18 protein-coding genes are annotated in these 20,628 nt (G+C 46.5%); 13 read left to right on the top strand and 5 right to left on the bottom strand.

The genetic code is table 11. The features are described 5' to 3' along the window. The first annotated feature begins 7 nt into the window (after window positions 1-7). Genes EK374_RS19760 through EK374_RS19745 form a run of 4 tightly spaced genes read left to right on the top strand, consistent with a single transcriptional unit; the run spans window position 8 to window position 1,951 of the window. Window positions 8-499 carry a hypothetical protein gene (locus EK374_RS19760; protein WP_127026236.1) on the top strand — a complete coding sequence of 164 codons (492 nt, stop codon included), beginning with the start codon at window positions 8-10 and terminating at the stop codon, window positions 497-499. After that, window positions 496-1,008, top strand: a complete 513-nt coding sequence (locus EK374_RS19755) for a hypothetical protein (protein ID WP_127026235.1) — start codon at window positions 496-498, stop codon at window positions 1,006-1,008. Before EK374_RS19760 ends, EK374_RS19755 begins: the two co-directional genes overlap by 4 nt. Continuing rightward, window positions 1,005-1,517, top strand: a complete 513-nt coding sequence (locus EK374_RS19750; protein ID WP_127026234.1) for a hypothetical protein — start codon at window positions 1,005-1,007, stop codon at window positions 1,515-1,517. The genes EK374_RS19755 and EK374_RS19750 overlap by 4 nt, the downstream gene beginning before the upstream one ends. Further along, on the top strand, window positions 1,514-1,951 hold the full coding sequence (locus EK374_RS19745) for a glutaredoxin family protein (RefSeq protein ID WP_127026233.1): 438 nt from the start codon (window positions 1,514-1,516) through the stop codon (window positions 1,949-1,951). The genes EK374_RS19750 and EK374_RS19745 overlap by 4 nt, the downstream gene beginning before the upstream one ends. Before the next feature lie 31 nt (window positions 1,952-1,982). On the opposite strand, the gene EK374_RS19740 is transcribed toward EK374_RS19745, so the two are convergent. Beyond that, the gene (locus tag EK374_RS19740; RefSeq protein WP_233280290.1) at window positions 1,983-2,861 is read right to left on the bottom strand and encodes a LytR/AlgR family response regulator transcription factor; all 879 of its coding nucleotides are present in this window, start codon (window positions 2,859-2,861) and stop codon (window positions 1,983-1,985) included. 126 nt (window positions 2,862-2,987) lie between these two features. Between EK374_RS19740 and EK374_RS19735 the strand changes: the two genes are divergently transcribed. From EK374_RS19735 to EK374_RS19720, 4 genes are all read left to right on the top strand, one after another. Next, window positions 2,988-4,211 carry an acyltransferase family protein gene (locus tag EK374_RS19735; RefSeq protein ID WP_127026231.1) on the top strand — a complete coding sequence of 408 codons (1,224 nt, stop codon included), beginning with the start codon at window positions 2,988-2,990 and terminating at the stop codon, window positions 4,209-4,211. A 185-nt stretch (window positions 4,212-4,396) separates the two neighbouring features. After that, window positions 4,397-5,320 carry a BadF/BadG/BcrA/BcrD ATPase family protein gene (locus tag EK374_RS19730; RefSeq protein ID WP_127026230.1) on the top strand — a complete coding sequence of 308 codons (924 nt, stop codon included), beginning with the start codon at window positions 4,397-4,399 and terminating at the stop codon, window positions 5,318-5,320. Beyond that, entirely contained in the window at window positions 5,320-6,294 is a 975-nt protein-coding gene (locus tag EK374_RS19725) for a N(4)-(beta-N-acetylglucosaminyl)-L-asparaginase (RefSeq protein WP_127026229.1), read from the top strand. Before EK374_RS19730 ends, EK374_RS19725 begins: the two co-directional genes overlap by 1 nt. A gap of 40 nt (window positions 6,295-6,334) precedes the next feature. Further along, window positions 6,335-7,057, top strand: a complete 723-nt coding sequence (locus EK374_RS19720; RefSeq protein ID WP_164731922.1) for a copper homeostasis protein CutC — start codon at window positions 6,335-6,337, stop codon at window positions 7,055-7,057. Between the two features lie 21 nt (window positions 7,058-7,078). Here the strand turns inward: EK374_RS19720 and EK374_RS21030 are convergent, their stop codons facing one another. Further along, a complete protein-coding gene (locus EK374_RS21030; RefSeq protein ID WP_267898322.1) occupies window positions 7,079-7,213 on the bottom strand; it encodes a hypothetical protein in 135 nt (44 codons plus the stop codon). 158 nt (window positions 7,214-7,371) lie between these two features. Between EK374_RS21030 and EK374_RS19715 the strand changes: the two genes are divergently transcribed. The 4 genes from EK374_RS19715 to EK374_RS19700 all read left to right on the top strand — a co-directional run bounded on the left by EK374_RS19715 (window position 7,372) and on the right by EK374_RS19700 (window position 14,750). Further along, window positions 7,372-7,920: an SRPBCC family protein gene (locus EK374_RS19715; RefSeq protein WP_127026227.1), complete on the top strand. Its 549-nt coding sequence runs from the start codon at window positions 7,372-7,374 to the stop codon at window positions 7,918-7,920. A 469-nt stretch (window positions 7,921-8,389) separates the two neighbouring features. Further along, window positions 8,390-11,374, top strand: a complete 2,985-nt coding sequence (locus tag EK374_RS19710) for a TonB-dependent receptor (protein WP_127026226.1) — start codon at window positions 8,390-8,392, stop codon at window positions 11,372-11,374. Window positions 11,375-11,490: 116 nt separating this feature from the next. Beyond that, the gene (locus tag EK374_RS19705; protein ID WP_127026225.1) at window positions 11,491-13,410 is read left to right on the top strand and encodes a sialate O-acetylesterase; all 1,920 of its coding nucleotides are present in this window, start codon (window positions 11,491-11,493) and stop codon (window positions 13,408-13,410) included. Next, window positions 13,407-14,750, top strand: a complete 1,344-nt coding sequence (locus EK374_RS19700; RefSeq protein ID WP_127026224.1) for a glycoside hydrolase 5 family protein — start codon at window positions 13,407-13,409, stop codon at window positions 14,748-14,750. Before EK374_RS19705 ends, EK374_RS19700 begins: the two co-directional genes overlap by 4 nt. 48 nt (window positions 14,751-14,798) lie before the next feature. Here EK374_RS19700 and EK374_RS19695 read toward each other — a convergent pair whose 3' ends face one another. The 3 genes from EK374_RS19695 to EK374_RS19685 form a co-directional block, all read right to left on the bottom strand. Then, entirely contained in the window at window positions 14,799-16,157 is a 1,359-nt protein-coding gene (locus EK374_RS19695) for a phosphohexomutase domain-containing protein (RefSeq protein WP_127026223.1), read from the bottom strand. Beyond that, window positions 16,157-17,332: an AGE family epimerase/isomerase gene (locus tag EK374_RS19690; protein ID WP_127026222.1), complete on the bottom strand. Its 1,176-nt coding sequence runs from the start codon at window positions 17,330-17,332 to the stop codon at window positions 16,157-16,159. Before EK374_RS19690 ends, EK374_RS19695 begins: the two co-directional genes overlap by 1 nt. Before the next feature lie 163 nt (window positions 17,333-17,495). Continuing rightward, entirely contained in the window at window positions 17,496-18,497 is a 1,002-nt protein-coding gene (locus EK374_RS19685; protein WP_127026221.1) for a LacI family DNA-binding transcriptional regulator, read from the bottom strand. A 228-nt stretch (window positions 18,498-18,725) separates the two neighbouring features. On the opposite strand from EK374_RS19685, the gene EK374_RS19680 reads away from it, so the two are divergent. Next, window positions 18,726-20,618, top strand: a complete 1,893-nt coding sequence (locus tag EK374_RS19680) for a sodium:solute symporter family protein (RefSeq protein WP_206099248.1) — start codon at window positions 18,726-18,728, stop codon at window positions 20,616-20,618. Window positions 20,619-20,628: the final 10 nt, after the last annotated feature.

The raw sequence follows: 20,628 nt of genomic DNA, 5'->3' as shown, positions 1-20,628 counted from the left end.
TCGGATTATGCGTATTTTATTTTCTTTGTTATTTGTTGTGACTGGTGCGTTGGCTCAGCCGAATGAAGTCACTTTGAACGTTCCATCGCTGGATTATAATCAAGTGGGAGTACCGGTATTTATACCAGAGATATTCCTGGTTAATAAACGTGGTGAGTTTTTGCTGAAATTTAATGAAGTAACACGCGATCTTGCCAGCCATATCAATGCAGAGCACCAGGTGCTGGGCAAGCTGGAGTCGCACCGGCTTTATAATGCAACCAAAGGCAAATACGATTTTGCTGGCTCAGACTATACGCTGGTGTTCATCAGCGATTCAGACGCAGAAAACTACTGCCCGCCTTGTGTCATACAGGACAAAATTAATCGAGCGGTATTAAAAAAAATCAAAGATAAAAACATCAGATTATTAACAGTGAATAAAGTCTATTCAGGCGAGCGAACTATTACATTCTCCCCGGAAGCGTTGGAGCAATCTGAAGGTAGTCTGAAACAATGAGGCGTTTTTTCTTAAAGCAGATGCTGCCCCTGTTGTTATGTTTAGTCACCACAGCGATGGCTCAGGCCGATGACGTCATTCTGAACGTTCCTTCAGATGATTATGATGAGGTCGGCAAACCCGCAATTGTGCCAGAGATATTTCTGATTAATAAGCGAGGTGAGTTTTTACTGAAATTTAATAAAGTAACACGCGATCTTGCCAGCCATATCAATGCAGAGCACCAGGTGCTGGGCAAGCTGGAGTCGCACCGGCTTTATAACGCAACCAAAGACAAATACGACTTTGCAGGCTCAGACTATACACTGGTGTTCATTAGCGATGCAGACGCAAAAACCGACTGCCCACCTTGTGTCATACAGGCCAAAATTAATCGAGCGGTATTAAAAAAAATCAAAGATAAAAACATCAGATTATTAACAGTGAATAAAGTCTATTCAGGCGAGCGAACTATTACTTTCCACCCAGAGGAAGCATTTGAGCAATTTGAAGGAACACAAAAACAATGAGGCGTTTTTTCTTAAAGCAGATGCTGTCCTTGTTGTTATTAGTTGCCGCCACAGCGCTGGCTCAGGCCAATGAAGTGACTTTGGATGTTCCTACTCTGGATTATGCTGAGGTTGGTAAACCTTCATTTATACCCGAGATATTTTTGGTGAATAAGCGAGGTGAGTTTTTACTGAAATTTAATAAAGTAACACGCGATCTTGCAAGCCATATCAATGCAGAGCACCAGGTGCTAGGCAAGCTGGAGTCGCACCGGCTTTATAACGCAACCAAAGGTAAATACGACTTTGCAGGCTCAGACTATACGCTGGTGTTGATCAGTGTCTCAGAGGCGGATAAATTTTGTCCGCCTTGTGTGATACAGGAGAAAATTAATAGGGCTGTATTAAAAAAAATCAAAGATAAAAACATCAGGTTATTAACAGTGAATACGGTAAGCCCAGGCGAGCGAACTATTACATTCCACCCAGAGGAAGCACTGGAGCAATTTGAAGGTACACCAAAACAATGAGGCGTTTTTTGTTTGGTACCTGGGTTCGCGATTATGGAGCTTACTTGCTTTGTTTCTTGTTGCTGGTCTTTTCGGCTTATTCGTATTTCAGCCGAAACAATAACTTCAGTTCGTATTTCAGCCGAAACAATAACTTAAACATCGTGGATAAAGGCGACTTCAGTCATTTTGGCGTATCGGCACAAATGCCATTAGTGATCTACACCTCTGAACATTGTTCTTATTGCAAGGCATTAAAGAGTGATTTGGATAAGTTGAAGGTGAAGTATAAAGACATCAGTCAGCAGAAGGACTCCGCTCAGTTTGCAGTATTAAAAGCATCTGATCTGGCGGTGGTGCCGGTGATTTTTATCGCTGATACCAGGATTGTTGGTTACAACGAGCAATTGCTCCGGCAGACTCTGATTGAGAAAGGTTTCATTCCTTCACCTTGATGTATGCAGCACCTGTTACTTCTTTTTCGACTTAACCTGCCTGAAAACGCCCCCTGAATTCGTCTTTAAAACGTCTGGATAAATTCAGCCGCTCGCCGCTTTTTAGTAGAACTTCGCCATCACCGCTGGGCTCGTAACTAATGCTATGAATGGCATGATGGTTGACAGCTAAACTACGGTGAATACGACTGAAGCCTTTGTGTTGCAGCAGCTCCACTATGTTGGCGAGGGTAGCTCGCAGCGGGTAAATCCGCCCTTTGCTATGTAAGTTGACATAGTTACCGGAGGATTCTAACCAATCGATATCGTCCACTTTCACCAGAAATTCTTTATCCAGTTTACGTACCAGAAAATGTTCGGGCGAAGCCTTGTTGGGGCTAGTCGCAGTGTTATCTTCGGTTTGCTCAGCACCAATCAGCATAGCGTCGCCTTTTAAGCGGCGATATACAAAAAGCCCTAGCTGAAACAGGCCGAAGATAAACAAATAACCCCAGACATCTTTGCGGTATTCATAGAAGAACTCACGGGCTAAAGGGCCAAAATCATAACCCAGACCCAGCAGGCTATAGACCAGCTTACGCAAAGCGACCATCAGGCCTATATGTCCGATACTAAAGACCAGGCTGGCGCTAAAATGCAGAGATAACTGCCAGCCTATCGCATGAAAACGCGGCGGTACTTTGTGGAAAAACCAGACTAAAAACGGTGTCATTAGTAAAGTGGCCACAGCGCTGCTGTATTCCCAGAGTAAAGGTTCCCACCATTGCAAAGTCGCAAATGGATCTCTGTGGTGTTCCATCCAGACTGAGCTGGCGTTAATACTGTTGTTGAGCAATAAATACAAAGCAAAAAGCAGATAGCTATACAACACCTTGTGTTGATCAAATTGTTCAAACCAGTTTTTAGCCACAGCGTTCGTCCCCACCAGCCACCTCTTATCCCTCAATTCCACCACCAACCTATTCAGCACTGTTTGCTTGCGTTCACAGCAGACAGAATCAAGTCCAACATTACAGCACAAAATAGGATTAGCAGAATGACACGAACTGACACTGGCCGTCGATATGAACTGGACTGGCTCCGCAGCATTGCTTTTGCACTGCTGATTTTGTACCACATTGGTATGTATTATGTTGCCGATTGGGGCTGGCATATTAAAAGTGAGCAGACCTTCACCGGCCTGCAGGATTTAATGATTTTGACCAATCCATGGCGTATGTCTTTATTATTTTTACTGGCAGGTATGGCGCTGAGTTTAGTCTTGCCGCGTATCAGTCGATTGAAACTGTTAGGGCTACGTTCCACACGTTTATTGATCCCGCTGCTGTTCACCATGTTTGTGGTCGTAGTGCCGCAAGTTTATTACGAGGCCTTAAGCCAACAACTGATCCAGCCGGGTTATTTGCAGTTCTGGTGGCAATATGTCAATCCTGTCACCGACTTATTGCCTGACCATCATAGCCCTATAGGTTTACTGACCTGGAACCATGCCTGGTTTATTCCGTATTTATGGTGTTACAGCCTGCTGGTGCTGTTGTTTTACCCGCTGCTGAATGTAGTTTCACAAGCGCGCTGGGTGCAGCAATTAAAGGGGCGTTATGCTTTGGCATTGGTGTTTGGCTTGATGTTTTGCGCCTGGTGGATGCTAAAAGCTGACTTCCCAAGTACTCATGCTTTAGTGGATGACTGGTATAACCATGCCAAATATTTTCTGGTTTTTATCGCTGGGTTTTTACTGGCAAGACAGGATTTGTGGTGGCAACAATTGGTAGCAAACAGAAGATTGTGGCTGGTGATAGCACTGTGCTGTTACTGCCTTATTATTGCTGAGCGCAATGATGTTTTTGACTATTACTCAGGCCCGACAAAGAGTGAAACTCTGCACAATATGCTGTTTGGTTCTGTACTGGTGATTAATCATTGGGTGTGGTTGCTGGCCATTTTAGGTTATGCCGGAGCTTATCTGGCAAAAACAAATAACCAGCTGTTAAGGTACTGCAATGACGCCGTATTGCCCTGGTATATTTTGCACCAAACATTAATTATTCTGTTTGCGGCCTGGTTAAAACCCTTGGCTATACCCGCAGTTGCAGAGTTTCCATTGTTGCTGGCTTTGACTGTTGCAGCATGCTGGCTGGGCTATGAACTGATACGCCGTGTTAGCCTGTTGCGTTGGTGTTTTGGGTTAGGCAAAGCCCGGCAGACCATTCAGAACTCAACATCCTCTGAATCGTTGTCAGAAGCCGGTGCTGTGCGCTGAACTATTTGAACGAGGTCATGTTTTGCCTTGTCCACCTATCGAATCAATAGCACTAAGCGTAAAGGGGATGATACTCTGATGCAGATTGTCTGGATTAAGCTGATAGGTCGGATCGTTAAGTCTGACAAAACGGCCAGTGAACTGCGGGCCGTTGCAGCCTTGAACATAGAAGGAAGACACACAACATGACGGATAGAGTTGTATCTGCCGAAGATACGATAAACAAAGCCTTGTATCTTGGAATAGACGGTGGGGGCAGCCATTGCCGTGTTATGTTACAGGACGATACTGGTCTTCTGCTTGGCGAGGGCCTCGGCGGACCAGCCAATCCTGTCTACGGCACAGAACAAGCTATTCAGTCTATTCTCACTGCAACAGATGAAGCCTTGGTGCAGGCAGGTTTGACTCCTGCTGATAAAAACCAACTGATTGTCGGAGCAGGCCTGGCTGGTCTCCACTTACCGCAGATGCAGCAGGTGATGCAGCAGTGGCAACATCCGTTCAAAGCTTTATACCTGACCACAGATTTGCATGTTGCTGCAACAGGAGCTCATCAGGGATTGGATGGGGCCGTGATTATTCTGGGGACAGGTTTTAGCTCTTTAGCGGCCCATCAGGGGCAACTCACCCAAATTGGCGGTTATGGTTTTCCTATTAATGCAACTTGCAGCGGTGCATGGTTTGGCCTTGAAGCTGTTAAAGCTGTATTACTTGATGCCGATGGTGTTGGCTTACCCACCCGACTAACGTCTGTATTACTAAAAGATAAAACGGCCACAGCACTGGCAGAACAATACATGAATGCTTCTGCCACACAATACGCAAAGCTTGCACCACTGGTGTTTGAGCTGGCGGATCTGGGTGACAAAGTCTGTCTGTCTTTTATTCAGCATGGCGCTGCTTTTATCAATCAGGTGATCCGCAAACTTCTGAGTACTCAGGCGTCCAGAGTCTCGATGATAGGGAGCATCTCTGAACGTATTAAGCCCTGGCTGGATCCTCAATTATCTGTATGTATCAATCCTGCTTTATCTTCACCAGAGCAGGGAGCCATTTTATTTGCCAGACAGTCGCATCAGGCGGCTCCGCGTGTTGCTAAGGAAAACTAATGCGCTCAAGACGTGATTTTCTGAAATTATCTGCTTTATTGGGCCTGACGACAGGCCTGATGAAAACGACAACTGCTTTTGCTGCAACAAAAAAACAACCCGAAGCCATAGTGGTATCCACCTGGGAACATGGTTTGGCTGCCAATGAAGCCGCCTGGCAAATTCTGGCCAAAGGTGGACGGGCTTTGGATGCGGTGGAAACTGGAGTGCGGGTGCCTGAAGCCGACCCTAAAGTGCGGACTGTAGGTTATGGCGGTTATCCGGATCGGGACGGCATAGTGACGCTGGATGCCTGCATTATGGATGAGCATATGAACTGTGGTTCAGTGGCTTTTCTGCAGAATATTAAACACCCTATTTCGGTCGCCCGCCTGGTGATGGAAAAAACACCTCATGTGATGCTGGTGGGCGAAGGCGCAAAACAGTTTGCGTTGCAGCAGGGTTTTAAAGAAGAAAACCTGCTGACCGCAGAATCCGAAGCCGATTGGAAAGCCTGGTTAAAGGATCAAAAAATCCAGCAAATTAATATCGAAAATCACGACACCATCGGCATGCTGGCGATGGACGCTGCCGGCAATTTAAGCGGAGCTTGTACCACCAGTGGTGCTGCTTACAAAATGCATGGCCGGGTTGGGGATTCGCCGCTGATTGGTGCTGGTTTGTATGTGGATAACGATATTGGCGCAGCCACAGCCACAGGCATGGGCGAGCTGATGATCAAAACAGTCGGCAGCCATCTGGTGGTTGAGCTGATGCGTCAGGGCGCAAGTCCGGAAGAAGCCTGTAAACAGGCAGTGCTGCGCATCGCCCGTAAACTGGGAGATTACGCTCAGTTTCAGGTTGGGTTTCTGGCCTTAAATAAACAAGGCCAGTATGGCGCTTATGGCATTCAGCCTGGCTTTAATTATGCGGTGCAAAACAAAGCGGGCAGCAAGCTGATTGATGGCAAAAGCTTGCTTGGAGCCAAAGCCTGATGTGGCGTTCTTTCAGGCAAAACGCGGCGGAACTTTTTGCATGACGCAGCTGGAAATCTGTATTAACGCTGACGATTTACACTATCTGGAAGCTAATGTAGCCGCCGCCTTACAAGGCGGTGCCAGCCGTATTGAGCTCTGCGCTGATATGCAACAACAAGGCATGACGCCAACAGTGCTGGCTATGCAAAAAGCGCGTCAGGCCTTTGCAACCGTCCCCGGCTTACTGGTGATGGTGAGGTTTCGCAGTGACGATCAAATTCAGACTAAATCTGAGTTGGCGGCTATGCAGCAAGCCATTCGTCAGGCCGCAGACTCAGGGGCTAATGGTGTAGTGCTCGGGCTATTAAATGCGCAGCGATGTCTGGATTTAGCGTCGCTGGAACTGCTAGTGAGCCAGGCTAAAAAGCTGGGTTTGCAGGTGACTTTTCACCGGGCTTTTGATGCCATTGCGAAGCAGCAGCAAGCGCTGGATCAACTGATCGATGTTGGGGTCGACAGAGTGCTGAGTGCAGGTACTTTATGGGGCAGCGATTTAGGTGTGATGCATGGTCTTGAACGCTTACAGCAATTGAAAACTCAGGCCGCAGGCCGCATCGAGCTGGTGGTGGGCGGAGGCGTGAACCTCGGCAATTTGGCTAAAATAGTAGATAACTTAAAAGCTGCGGATAATTTGTGTTCTGTGCACAGTTATTCAGCTGTGCTTAGTCAGGGCAAAGTAGACCCGCAAAAAGTGGCCGCTATGGTCCGGCTTTGCCGCTAATAGCTAAGTGAGCCGACTGGTTTATCCCAGTGGCATATTCGGATAGCTGGTTTTGCTTTCCATACCCAACAGGTTTTGCATCAACTGGCGTTGCTGAGCCAGCAATTCACCATTTTTCTGATCTAACTGTTGGCAAAGTTCGGTGTGCCGTTGCACTTTGTTGTGTAGCCATCTGAAGCAGCTGTTTCAGTTGAGGCCAAGAAAGCCTGCATAAGTCACTCTTTTCTAAATCAAAATTTTCGGGCTACACTGGATGTAACGCAGATTTTTGCGTTTACAACCAGAAGAGAGTCCTCAACCAGAAGAGAGTCCCGATGAAGCTTATAAAAATAATACTGATTGGTTTTTTACTGGCAGTGGCTGTGTTGTTGCTGGCCGCTTTGGTGTTGCCTTCGTCTTATCAGGTGGAACGCAGCGTCAGCATCAATAAACCCAAAGATCAGGTGTTTAGTTATCTGGTGCTGTTAAAAAATCAGGATAACTTCAGCGTCTGGATGGCTTTGGATCCGAATGTGAAAAAAACCTACCAGGGTGAAGATGGCACAGTAGGTTTTGTCTCGGCATGGCACAGCGAAAAAGATGATGTAGGTTCAGGCGAACAGGAAATCAAAGCGATCAAACCCGGTGAACGTATTGATTACGAACTGCGTTTTTTAAAACCTTTTGCCTCAGTATCGCCAGCTTATCTGCTGACTGAACAAAGTACTGCCAGCGAAACTAAAGTCACCTGGGGATTTCAGGGCGACATGCCTTATCCGATGAACCTGTTATTACTGGTGATGGATATGGAAGGGATGATAGGCAAAGATCTGCAACAAGGTCTGGATAAACTCAAATATTTGCTGGAACAGCCCGCAACCTGATTTGAGTTACAAGGGCTGGAAAATCAGCAATTACAGCTGAGAAATCATTAATGATGTTCGGTTACAATTGTGCTGGCGACTTAACAGCAGAGCCTCCAGGTGTTAAGTTGTCAGCCATTCATACGGACAGGCAATAGTGTCAAAAATCCTTCATGTAATACAGTATTTCTTAATGAACCTAAATTATTGATAAATAAATATAAAAATTAATTTTTGGATTGCGTTAATTTTAAACGGTCAAAAAAAATTCATCAGACAGTTGTAGAAAATTTTTGCATGTACTACATTCGTAAAACCTTGGGGAAGGTGCAAATTAAAATGTAACCGGTTACCGATAGGTTTCATCGTTACAAACTTAGAAATACAACGGGTGTTTTGCTTGAGTGCTCTGGTTCTCGCTGTCATAAACAGTTGGGCTCTGGTATTGCTTTTGGCAAAAAGCGCGTACATACAACAGGACAATGGATTCATGAACAATTCCCAAAACCAGTTTAAGCGTTGCGCTCTGGCGCTTAGCGTCAGCTCCATATTGGCTTGCAGTGTCGGTTATGCCCAGGCACAGGAAGCAAATACCGACGAAGCTCAAATCGAAAAAATTCTGGTCCGTGGCGTCAAAGGCTCCCAGGTCGCCTCGATGAACACTAAACGTAATTCTGATCAGGTGGTAGACGCCATAGTGGCGGAAGATATTGGTAAACTGCCTGATACCACTATTGCAGACTCTTTACAGCGTATTAATGGCGTGCAAATTCGCCGTTCTGCCGGCGAAGGCTCCACAGTAAACGTTCGTGGTATGCCGCAAGTGGCTACTCTACTCAACGGCGAGCAGTTTTTAAGTGCGGGTTCTATTACCACAGTGCAACCTGACTTTACTGATATTCCGTCCTCACTGATCTCTGGGGTAGATGTATTTAAATCCCCTACTGCCAGTACTCTGGCTGGTGGTATTTCAGGCACCATCAATTTAAAAAGCCACAGACCTTTTGATTTGGAAGAAGGTTGGACTTTAGTCGGTTCTACAGAAGGCACTTACGGTTCTTACACTGAAGAAGTGGATGATAAAACCAGTATGTTTGCTGCGTACAATGGCGAAAAATTTGGTGCGGCTTTTTCCGCAACCTACTCGAATTCAAACCTCGCCAACTACCGTAACGGTGCACAAAATGACGGCTGGTGGGGATTAGCCGGTGAAAGCTGGGCCTGGCCTCAAGGCGCCGCTGATGTAAATGCTGATGGCGATACTGACGACACCTTTTTTAGCTTTCAAAGCCACAGCGCGATGAACCGTTTTGTTGAACGGGAGCGTTTAGGTTTAACCTCATCCTTTCAGTATGAGATTTCATCCAGCTTAAAACTAACTGCAGACGTGTTTTACACCGATATGGATCAGTATGACAGGGCATCCGGCATAGTAGCTCACAATGCTTGGCAAAACTGGGGTTGGTTTAAACCTGATGCAGCCACTGAAGTCGCTCCTGGGTTTTACGCTGTGGAATCTGTAGATTTAGAAGCCCGTGGTTTAAATGCCTATTCGCGCAGCGAAGTGGATTACCGTGAGTCACTGAATACGAATCTGCAGCTGGATTATGACAATGGCGATAAATTTAAAGGTTCATTGCGGTATTTACATGGAAAGGCAACTGCAGAACGCACCAAGAACTTTGCGGATTCCTACTTAAACGATGGTTTATCACAAGTAGGTGCAGATGCAAACTTTGGTAGCGGCCCTGTTGCTGTGAACCCTGGTGGTATTCAGGGCTTGCCTATTACTCAGGCCAATGGCCAGCCTTTATTGGGCGACAATGGCCAACCGCTGTATTACTACATTCCGGTTTCTATTGATTATCGTGGTGAACATCCAAACTGGAACATAGGCGTAGATACCGGCAACATGGCCAACTATGGTCTGGTGTCCACTTACTCTGAGCATAACTCAGATGATGAAGCCAATCTGGATATTGTAAGAGCAGACGGCAGTTATGCTTTTGATTTAGAAAATTTAACCTCTGTTGATTTTGGTGTGCGTTACGCTAAACGTGATGTGATCCGATTTACTTACGATTTGGTATCACCTTTTACCTCCAGTGCAGGCAATACAGTGTATGCCAAATGGAAAGATCCGGCTTCTGCACTACCTGATACCGGCTTGTCTATTGCCGCTTTGCAGCCGTTTTCTGGTTTACCTTCGGGTTGGGTGAAGCAAATCAATGATTTTGGGCCTGTCACGGGTTTGCCGTCTGGAGGTTTGTATTTTATTGATCCAAAAGTGATGGATGATGCTTTGGGCTTCCAGAATGCGTTGTATGGCGGTAATGTCAGACAAAAAAATCCGGCTGACTCTTACGATGTCGAAGAGAAAACCAGTACTGTATATACACAAGCTAATTTCGAAGGCGATATCAGCAGTCTGGATTTACCTTTCCGCGGAAACATTGGTGTTCAGGTGGTCAAAACTGAACTGAACGTGGTACAAAATATTTTGGGTGCGACTTCGGTTGTTACTGTCGATGGTGTTGACTACGAAGGTATTTCAGGCACACCTTTGTCTGATGCCGGTGATGTGGTGACAGACCGTGATTACACTGATGTACTGCCTTCTTTTAATATTTCCTTCGATTTAACCGACGAACTGAAGCTGCGTATGGCCTACGCTAAAACCATGACCGCATTAAACAGCGATGATTTGGGTTTAGGCTTATCCGTGACCCGCACCATAGATCCAAACAATTCCAGCCTGTTTTTGGCGCAGCAAGCTCAGTCCAATGGTAATCCTATGATGGACCCATGGCGTTCTGACAATTTTGATATCAGTCTGGAGTGGTATTTCAGTCCAAGCGGTTTGGTCAGCCTGGGCGCTTTCCGTATGGATATTGAATCCTTCATTGAAACCGGCACTGTCTTACGTTCAGACATTCCGGATTCGGACGGTGTAGTGCGCAACACTGCTGTGCCTACCCAAACCAAACAAAATGGCCAGGGTGGCACTATTGACGGTATAGAGTTTGGTTACCAGCAAGCCTTTGATTTCCTGCCTGATTTCTGGAGCGGTTTTGGTGTGACTTTTAACTACACTTATGCCCCTAGTGAAAGTGCCAGCAAAGATTATTATGGTGAAACTTTGCCAATTTCGGACAACTCAGAGCATTCTGCCAACTCCATTATCTGGTATGAAAAAGATGGTTTCCAGGCTCGTATAGCCCATAACTACCGTAGCAAACGTTTGCAATATCCGGTCAACGTCTGGGGTCAGGCCGACTTTGGCTTCTGGCAACAACCTACAGCTTATGTAGATGCTTCAGTCAGCTATGACATTACCGATAACTTTACCGTATTTGCTCAGGGCACTAACCTGACCGAAGAATACGAAGAAAGTTACCTGCAATGGGAAAGTCTGAAAATAAACCAGAATATTTATGAGCGTCGTTATACCTTAGGTGTAAGAGCTCGTTTCTAAAGCACTCAGAGCCGGATTTTAGCCTTATGCTTGATCCGGCTTTTCTTTTTCAGTCCTGATTTTAGGTTCAATGCAATTTTACGGCTTGAGCCGCTATACAGAGAAAGAGCACACTGATGTCTAAATTACTACATTGTTGTTTGATCCTTATGACTCTAATCACCCCAGGCCTGATGGCTGATGAATTAAAGCTACCGCCACTTTTTGCTGATCATATGGTGCTGCAACGTGACCTGCCGTTAAAGGTGTGGGGGCAGGCTAAAGCTGGTCAACAGCTTGAAGTAGAGCTGGCGCAAAGCAAAACCAACGTTACCGCAGATGCAAAAGGCCAGTGGCTTGCGACACTCAAACCACAAGCCGCAGGCGGGCCTTACCAGCTGACTATCAGCAGTAAAGAGCAAAAAATTAGCTTTACCGATGTCTGGTTAGGGGATGTTTGGGTTGCCTCAGGCCAATCTAATATGGAATGGAAACTGGGGGCGCAAACTGAAAACTGGCAGCAGGAAGTGCAGGATAGTCAGTTGCCGAAAATCCGTTTTTACACTTTGCCCAAAACCTTATCAGCCTTATCCAACCAGCCTGTGCCTGAGGCAAGCTGGATTAAAGCTTCGCCTGAAACTGTGGCTGATTTCTCTGCAATAGGCTGGTTTTTTGCCAAGCAAAATCATCTGCAAAAAGGTGTGGCAGTCGGAATTATTGATGCCACCTGGGGCGGCACTGCTGCTGAAGCCTGGACTCCGGCTCAGGCTTTGTTGACTGTGCCAGGTTATGAAAAAGATGCCGCTGATATGCAGGCTCAGCCAGAAGTATGGCAGCAACGTATTGAAGAGAATAAACAAAAAGATCAGCAAAAATGGCAGTTGATTGGCAGTAACGCTGGTGTTGAGCAACTAAAACTGGCTGAGCCAGCCACAAATGACAGCCAATGGCAGCAGGTGAGCTTACCTAACGCCACACCGCTAAGTGATATTGTCTGGTTACGCAAAACTGTAAAGCTGGCTAAAGCGCCGACACAAGCCTCACTGTTTTTTGGCGACATTAATCAAATAGGCCGGATTTTTATCAACGGCAAACAAGTGGCCGAAGAAAGTTGGGCTGATTCCACTACTGAAATTAAGTTGCCTGCCGGTCTATTAAAGGCGGGCGATAACCTGATAGCGCTGCGGGTGATCAACAGCTGGGATAATAAAGTGTCAGTAGGCCGGGCCGGTCAGTTGTGGTTAAAAGCCGATACGACACAGCTCAATCTGGAAGGGGACTGGCGTTATAACAACACAGCTGAACCGAAACTACCAGATGTAAAATTTCTGAACTGGAAACCAGGCGTATTGTTTAACGCCATGATCAAACCTTTAATGCCTTATGCCGTAAAAGGTGTGATCTGGTACCAGGGCGAAAGTAATGGTGATAAACCACAGTATTATCACAAGCTATTCAGCACGTTAATTCAAAGCTGGCGTCAGCATTGGCAACAACCATTGCCATTTTTATATGTGCAGCTGGCGAGTTATATGCAACCTAAGGCTCAGCCAGCTGAAAGTAGCTGGGCAGCTTTACGTGAAGCTCAAACTCAGACTTTGGCTTTGCCTCAGACTGCTATGGTAGTGATCACAGATTTAGGTGATATCGAAGATGTGCATCCGCGCCGGAAAAAACCTGTGGCTGAACGTTTATGGCTGGCGGCCCGTGCTGTGGTATACGGAGAAGACTTGCTGTATTCAGGCCCAGTGTTTAAGTCAATGCAAGCTGAAGGCGCCCAACTGCGTTTGAGTTTTGATCAGGCAGGTACCGGGTTGTCAGTGCAAGGTGAAGCGTTAAAAGGTTTTGCCGTTGCTGGATCCGATGGCAAATACCAAAATGCGCAGGCCAGACTGGATGGCAATCAGGTGCTGGTCTGGAGTGATAAAGTGAAACAACCGGTATCGGTACGTTTTGGCTGGGCCGACTACACCTATGCCAATTTATACAACAGTGCTGGTTTACCTGCGGTGCCATTTCGTGCCGGTGAAAAGGGCGCGGCAGGAGGCGTGAAATGAAGCAGTTGCAAAGCCTGATGGGTTTGATTTTTATACTGGTAGCTATGACGGCATGCAATAAAGCGCCCGTGGCCGAACCGCAGCAACACTCTGTGGTTGAGCCTGCTGCTTTTGTGCAGGTGAAAGGCAAACAGTTTCAGCTGGCGGGCAAGCCCTATTATTTTGTGGGTACTAATTTCTGGTATGGCGCTTATTTAGGTGCAGATGGGGATAATGGCGACAGAGCACGCTTAATCAAAGAGCTGGACCAACTAAAAGCTGCCGGCGTCACCAATTTAAGAGTACTGGCTGCGTCTGAGGCCAGTGCACTGGTGATGTCGCTAAAACCAGCTATTCAGACAGCTCCTGGTCAGGTTGATGAAGAGTTATGGCAAGGGCTGGATTTTCTGTTGTCAGAAATGGCGAAACGCGAGATGAAAGCTGTGTTGTTTTTAAACAATTTCTGGCAATGGTCCGGCGGTATGTCGCAATACGTCGCCTGGCAAACCGGCGAGCCTGTGCTTGACCCGGATTTAACCAAAGACTGGAATGCCTTTATGCAAAATTCAGCACGGTTTTATCGTCTGGCTGAGTCGCAGCAGTTGTATCGAAGCCTGATCCAAAAACTGATTGAGCGCACCAACACAGTGACAGGAGTAGCCTACAAAGCAGATCCAACCATTATGAGCTGGCAGTTGGCGAACGAACCCCGGCCAGGCAGTGGTGAGGCCGGTGCCGAAAACGCGCAAGTTTATGTGCAGTGGGTCAATGACACAGCTCAGTTTATTAAGCAGCTGGCGCCACAGCAGCTGGTGTCGACCGGCAGTGAAGGCAGCAGAGGCGCATTGGATGATATGGATTTGTTTATCAAAGCGCATCAATCTCCTTATGTTGATTATCTGACCTTCCACCTGTGGCCGAAAAACTGGCAGTGGTTTGATATCACTCAGGCGGAGCAGACCTATGCCTCTGGTTTGGCAACAGCTAAAACTTATATCGAACAACATATTGCTGTGGCGGATCAAATGAACAAGCCACTGGTGATGGAAGAATTTGGTATAGAGAGGGATGGAGCAGATTATCGTCCTGAAGCGACAACTGTCTGGCGCGACAAGTTTTATACAGAATTTTTTCAGCTGATAGAACAACAAGCCAAAGCTGGGCGTGCCATTGCAGGCTCTAACTTCTGGACCTGGAGTGGCGCAGGCCGCACTCAAAGAGCTGATTTTATCTGGCAAGTGGGTGATGATTATCTGGGCGATCCGCCGCAGGAACCTCAGGGGTTAAATTCAGTGTTTGATCAGGACCAAAGCACCATTAAAATTCTGACTGAGCATGCCAAAGTGATGCATGCGTTATAAAACGAAGGGCGCTTAACAGCGCCCTTCGTTTTTCGACAGAAAGAAATATCAGACTAAGAAGGGTTGTAAGGCTGAGGTCAGCTCCGCAATTTTTGTTGCCAGCAGCTTTGCATCAGCCCGGGTTTCTACATTCAGCCGTAACAAAGGCTCGGTGTTGGACATGCGCAGGTTAAAACGCCAGTCAGCGAAGTTCAGACCTAAACCATCCAGCAGCTCCACTTCAAGTGCCTTGTGCTGATACAAGGCGGCAATGGCCGCTATAGCCGCTTTGGCATCTGTGACTTTAAAGTTCAGTTCGTCGCTGCAAGGAAATTGATGCTGCAACTGCAGCACCAAAGCCGACAGAGGTTGGCCAGTAGCCGACAACAAGGCTAGAATTAATAACCAGGGAATAGTGCCATTGTCGCAATACGCGAAGTCACGGAAATAATGGTGAGCACTGATTTCACCGCCATATAATGCATCTTCAGAGCGCATTTTCTCTTTAATGTAAGCATGACCGGTTTTACTGATCACAGGTACTCCACCTGCGGCTTTTACTGTTTGCTGCGTCGCCCAGTATAACCTGGGGTCATAAATGATTTTTTCAGCCGGATTTTTCAGCAATAAAGCTTGGGCTAATAAACTGACCAGATAATATCCATCAACAAACTGACCTTGTTCGTCAAAGAAGAAACAGCGATCAAAATCGCCATCCCATGCCACGCCTAAATCGGCTTGATGTGCTTGAATTGCTGCACTGGTGCTTAAGCGATTTTCGACTAACAAAGGGTTAGGTACGCCGTGTGGGAAAGTGCCGTCCGGCTCAAACTGCAGCGGAATAATCTGTATTGGCAATAAGGGCGCCAGTGCATTGACCACTAAACCTGCACCACCATTGCCTGGGTTCATCACCACCTTCAGCGGTTTCAGTGCTTGCACATCCAGATAAGTCAGCAGATGGTCAACATAAGCAGGCAGTGTATTTTGTTGCTGATAGCTACCGACATCAACAGGGGCGGCAAATTCTGCGTTTGCCACCAGATCCCTGATGGCATTTAAACCTGTGTCGGCGCTGATAGGGGTGGACCCTTTGCCCACAAACTTCATGCCGTTGTAATTCGCCGGGTTATGGCTGGCTGTGACACAAACACCGGCGTCTGCCTCTAAATGAAATACAGAAAAATATACCTGCTCAGTGCCACATAAACCTATGTCGATCACATCAGCACCACCCTCTTGCAAACCCTGAGCTAAAGCTGCACTTAAGGATGGGCTGGATAAACGGATATCGTGGCCTATGACCACTATTTTCGCCGACAGCTGCTGGCATAAAGCCCGACCAATACGGTAAGCCAGCTCTTCATTGAGCTGAGTGGGCACTATGCCGCGAATATCATAGGTTTTAAAACAGTCGGTTGACCACATCAGAGTTTTCCATTTTGCTGGGTTTGACAATAAGCCCGTGCTTCTAAGCCGGCGACCATCAGATGATAAAGCGTACTGGCGGGTGCGTCAGCTACACAGACCTGATTATTTGCATCCAGTTGATCAAAATATAAACCGGTTACATTGGCTGGCAGGTAAAAACGAAACAACAGATCTATAGTGAAAGCCGCTTGTTGCTCTGCCTTGAGTTGGTACTCCGGCTCTGAACTGGCTTTTGCCTGAGCCAGGCTGGCTTTAATTAATTCTGTTAATGGCCAGAGCCTTTTGGTTTTTTTTAACGGCTCCTGCCCTGGTACTACTTCGTCATAAATCAGCCCTGTGCTGGCTTCCAGCCCAAGTTTCAGGCCATTCTGGTATAAAGTTTCGCAGTAATAGTCAACCGGAGTGCCTGTCAGTTGTTGATACCAACGCAATAACCAAACCCATTCAAACATATGGCCTGGTTCAACAATTTGCCCTTTCGGACCGGGCAATGGCTGCCATTCATCGGTAAAATACTCAAGCAAGACCCCCTGATCGGCACGAAAAAATACCGTCTCGAATAAGGTGTAGATTTGTCCTGCTTTCGCCAGCCACTTCCCGTCTTTTGTTACCTGATACAAAGCTAAAAAGGCCTCGAATAAGTGCATATGCGGGTTTTGCCGACGATAAGGGCTGCTGTAATCACCTTCCATCCAACCGCCAGGCACAGAACGGAATTGGTGTTCTATTTGCTGCAATAATTTGTTGGCCTGATCCAGTGCTTGCAGATCAGAAAAGCTTTGGTAACGATAAGCGCAGGACAGCAGAAAAAAGGCAAAATCGTAGGCATCCAGCTTTTGATCAAGCTGCTCTCCTTCTGCCGTCAGGCTATGCACATAGCCAGCGTCAGAGCTGTCTTTTTTTGCATGCCGGTTTAAGAAGTGTTGTATGCCTGCCACAACTGGCAAGGCATCAGGTAACCAACCTTGCTGATAAGCAGCGGCAAAAACAAAAATTTGTCTGGCTTGCACTCTGCTGCGAAATACTGCACCGAGGTCTGGTTGATGATCGGCGTTAAATTTTTCGTATACAGCGCCAGTTTGTGGGTTTATGCCTTGCTGACTCCAGAAGGGCAGTGCTGAGTTTTGTAGCCATGCCGTGAATCTCTGGCTTTGAACGGGTAACGACAACATACAAATGCACCTGAAACAGGATGCCAGCCCACTATTTTTAGGTCTGCTTGGGGAAGTCCGGCCAATAGTGGGCTGACAAAACTAAAGTTGCACTGAATGTAACTGGTTACATTTGTCTTTGCAAATCGATTTTGTGTAATTTGTAAGCTTACTTCAGCCTGGATTAGTCTCTTTTAGGTGCTACGGCTGTACTTTGGCGGATGACAAACTCATAAGGCAAAACAAATTCACTGCTGCCTTCATGACTGCCATCCAGCAATTGAAACAATAGCTCTGCCGCTTTTTCGCCTATTTTTCCGGCAGGTTGCGCTATGGTGGTCAGCGCAGGGTCACTGTATTTAGCAAATTCCAGATCGTCAAAACCCGTCACTGATATATCTTCTGGAATTTTAAATCCCTTACTTTTCAATCCTTTAATCGCACCTATGGCCATTTCATCATTCATGCAAAACAGAGCTGTTGGTGGTATAGGCATACGACTGAAATGGCCGGACGCATTTAAACCTGACCATAAAGTAAAATCACCTTCAGCGACTAACGCCGGGTCAAACTCAATACCAGCTTCAGCTAATGCAGCTTTGTAACCCCGCATCCTGTCTATCGCATGCGGGTTATCTTTTAAGCCTGAAATCATGCCAATACGCTTGTGGCCTAACGAGATCAGATACTGCACTACCTCTTTTGCTGCTGCGACATTGTCAATCCGTACCGCTGGGTAAGGTGTGTTTTCGCAACCACTGGCGTTGACTGCTGTTACGTGGGCTTTAGGCAGCAGGCTGTTGTTGGCTCTGTATGGTCTAAGCTGAATTAAACCATCAGCCTGGCGTGTTTCCACCAGATGTATAAATTCTTGCTCGCGCTTCATCGAGTCACGGGTATCGCCCAATAACACATTAAAACCGCGCTTTTGCGCGACGTTTTCAATACCGCTGATCACAGTAGAGAAAAACAGGTTTGCAATGTTTGGCACCAACACTACTATGCTATTGGCCGTGTTATGGCGGAATTTTTGCGACAACATATTAGGTCTGTATTGCAGCTTTTCGATAGCAAGCTGAACCCTTTTCAGGCTTTCAGGTGACACTTTTTCCGGTGTACTCAAAGCGCGTGACACTGTGGCAATAGATAAACCGGCCTGTTTGGATACATCGCGGATTGTGGACATGAATATCGACCTTTGTGACTGATTTAAGAGCTTTTTTCAGCATTGTTATTTTGTATTCTACACAAAGCGTTATAAGTCAGTGCAGAAATAAACGCAAATAACAGCTTGCCAACTGAACATAAAAAGGTAAACTCAAAATCAATCAGTAACCGGTTACATCTGCGGGTGTGAGCAGCGACTGTAAAAAATAAAATGAAAAACAGGCCCGCTGGTTCATAAACATCAGCCATGGCCGGACAAGTCAACAGAGACGAACAGCAAATGAATTTAGCTCCTATAGATATTGCCATAGTGCTGGCTTACATTGCCTTATCGCTATGGATAGGCTTTTGGATAGCCAATAAAGCCAACAAGGATATGCAAAGTTACTTCCTCGGAGGCAACAAAATGCCTTGGTATTATCTGGGCTTATCGAATGCTTCCGGTATGTTTGATATCAGTGGCACTATGTGGATGGTGTATCTGTTGTTTATTTACGGTTTAAAAAGCGTATTTATCCCCTGGCTCTGGCCTGCTTTTAATCAAATTTTCCTGATGGTGTTTTTGTCCATTTGGTTACGTCGCTCTGGAGTCATGACGGGTGCTGAATGGATCACTTTCCGTTTTGGCAATAGCCGCGGCGCTCAGTGGAGCCACCTGATCGTGGTGTTGTTTGCGTTGTTGAGTGTGATTGGATTCCTCGCTTATGGTTTTATTGGAATAGGTAAATTTGCTGCAGCCTTTTTACCCTGGCAACTGGCGGCGGACGCTCATACCAATGAAGTGCTTTATGGGTTGCTGGTCACGTTGATCACTACAGCTTATGTGGTGAAGGGAGGCATGTTCAGTGTGGTGATCACTGAAGTGGTGCAGTTTATTATTATGACCTTTGCTTGTATTGCTATTGGCGTCATTGCCATGCTGCAGGTGTCCCCTGATATGCTCGCCGCTGCAGTGCCTGAAGGCTGGCATAGCCTGGCTTTTGGCTGGACTTTGGATTTAGATTGGTCGGAGTTACTGGCATCCGCCAATCAGAAGATAGTTGAAGACGGTTGGTCGTTATTTTCAGTGTTTTTTATGCTGGTGTTGTTTAAAGGCTTTTTACAAAGTCTGGCAGGACCTGCGCCAAACTTTGATATGCAACGGGTACTCTCAGCAAAAACTCCGGTTGAAGCTGCTAAAATGAGCTGGATTGTCAGTGTGGTGTTGTTATTCCCACGTTATATGATGATCACCGGTTTGGCTGTACTGGCTTTGGTGTTTTTCCGTGATGAACTGAATGCTATGGGCCCGAACGTTGATTTTGAACAAATTCTGCCTTTTGCTTTGGCCAATTATATTCCGGCTGGTTTATTAGGATTAATTGTCGCAGGTTTACTGGCGACCTTTATGTCGACCTTTGCCGCGACTGTCAATGCTGCCCCGGCTTATCTGGTGAACGACATCTATAAAAAGTATGTCAATGCCAACGCAGCCCCAAAAACCTATGTGAAACTCAGCTATCTGGTGTCGATATTATTTGTACTGATTGGCACCGCCATTGGCCTATTTATTCCGTCGCTGAATGAATTGATTTTATGGCTGGTTTCGGCCTTATACGGTGGCTACACAGCCGCAAACTTATTGAAATGGTACTGGTGGCGCTTTAACGGCTATGGCTATTTCTTTGGCATGCTGGCCGGCATTTTAACCGCCATACCTATGATGTTTACCTCGGTATCACCTTTGTATGCTTTCCCTGTGCTGTTCGCGTTTTGTTTATTGACCTGCATAGTCGCAAGCTTACTGACTCCGCCGGATGAAATGGCTGTGTTAAAAGAGTTCTACTGTAAAACCAGGCCTTGGGGCTTCTGGTCTCCGGTACTGCTTGAACTGCAAAAAGACAATCCGGCTATTCAGCCCAACCGTGATTTTGGCCGCGATATGGCCAATGTCTGTGTTGGCATTGTCTGGCATACCAGTTTAACCGCAGCTCCTATTTTTATGGTGATCCAGCTGTGGAGTGCTTTTGCTGCGGCAATGGTAGTAGCAGTTCTGACCAGTTTGTTTCTGAAGTTTTACTGGTGGGATCAATTAAGGGATGCACCGGAAGATCGATCTGCAGCTGCAGCACTCTCAGACGAGGCCATCCATAGTAAGTAAAAAAACTTCA

Source organism: Rheinheimera mangrovi (genome assembly GCF_003990335.1).
In the GTDB taxonomy this organism is placed as follows: Bacteria; Pseudomonadota; Gammaproteobacteria; order Enterobacterales; family Alteromonadaceae; genus Pararheinheimera; species Pararheinheimera mangrovi.
Note: the sequence above shows the minus strand (reverse complement) of the source record. Positions and strands in the feature narration are given on the sequence as shown.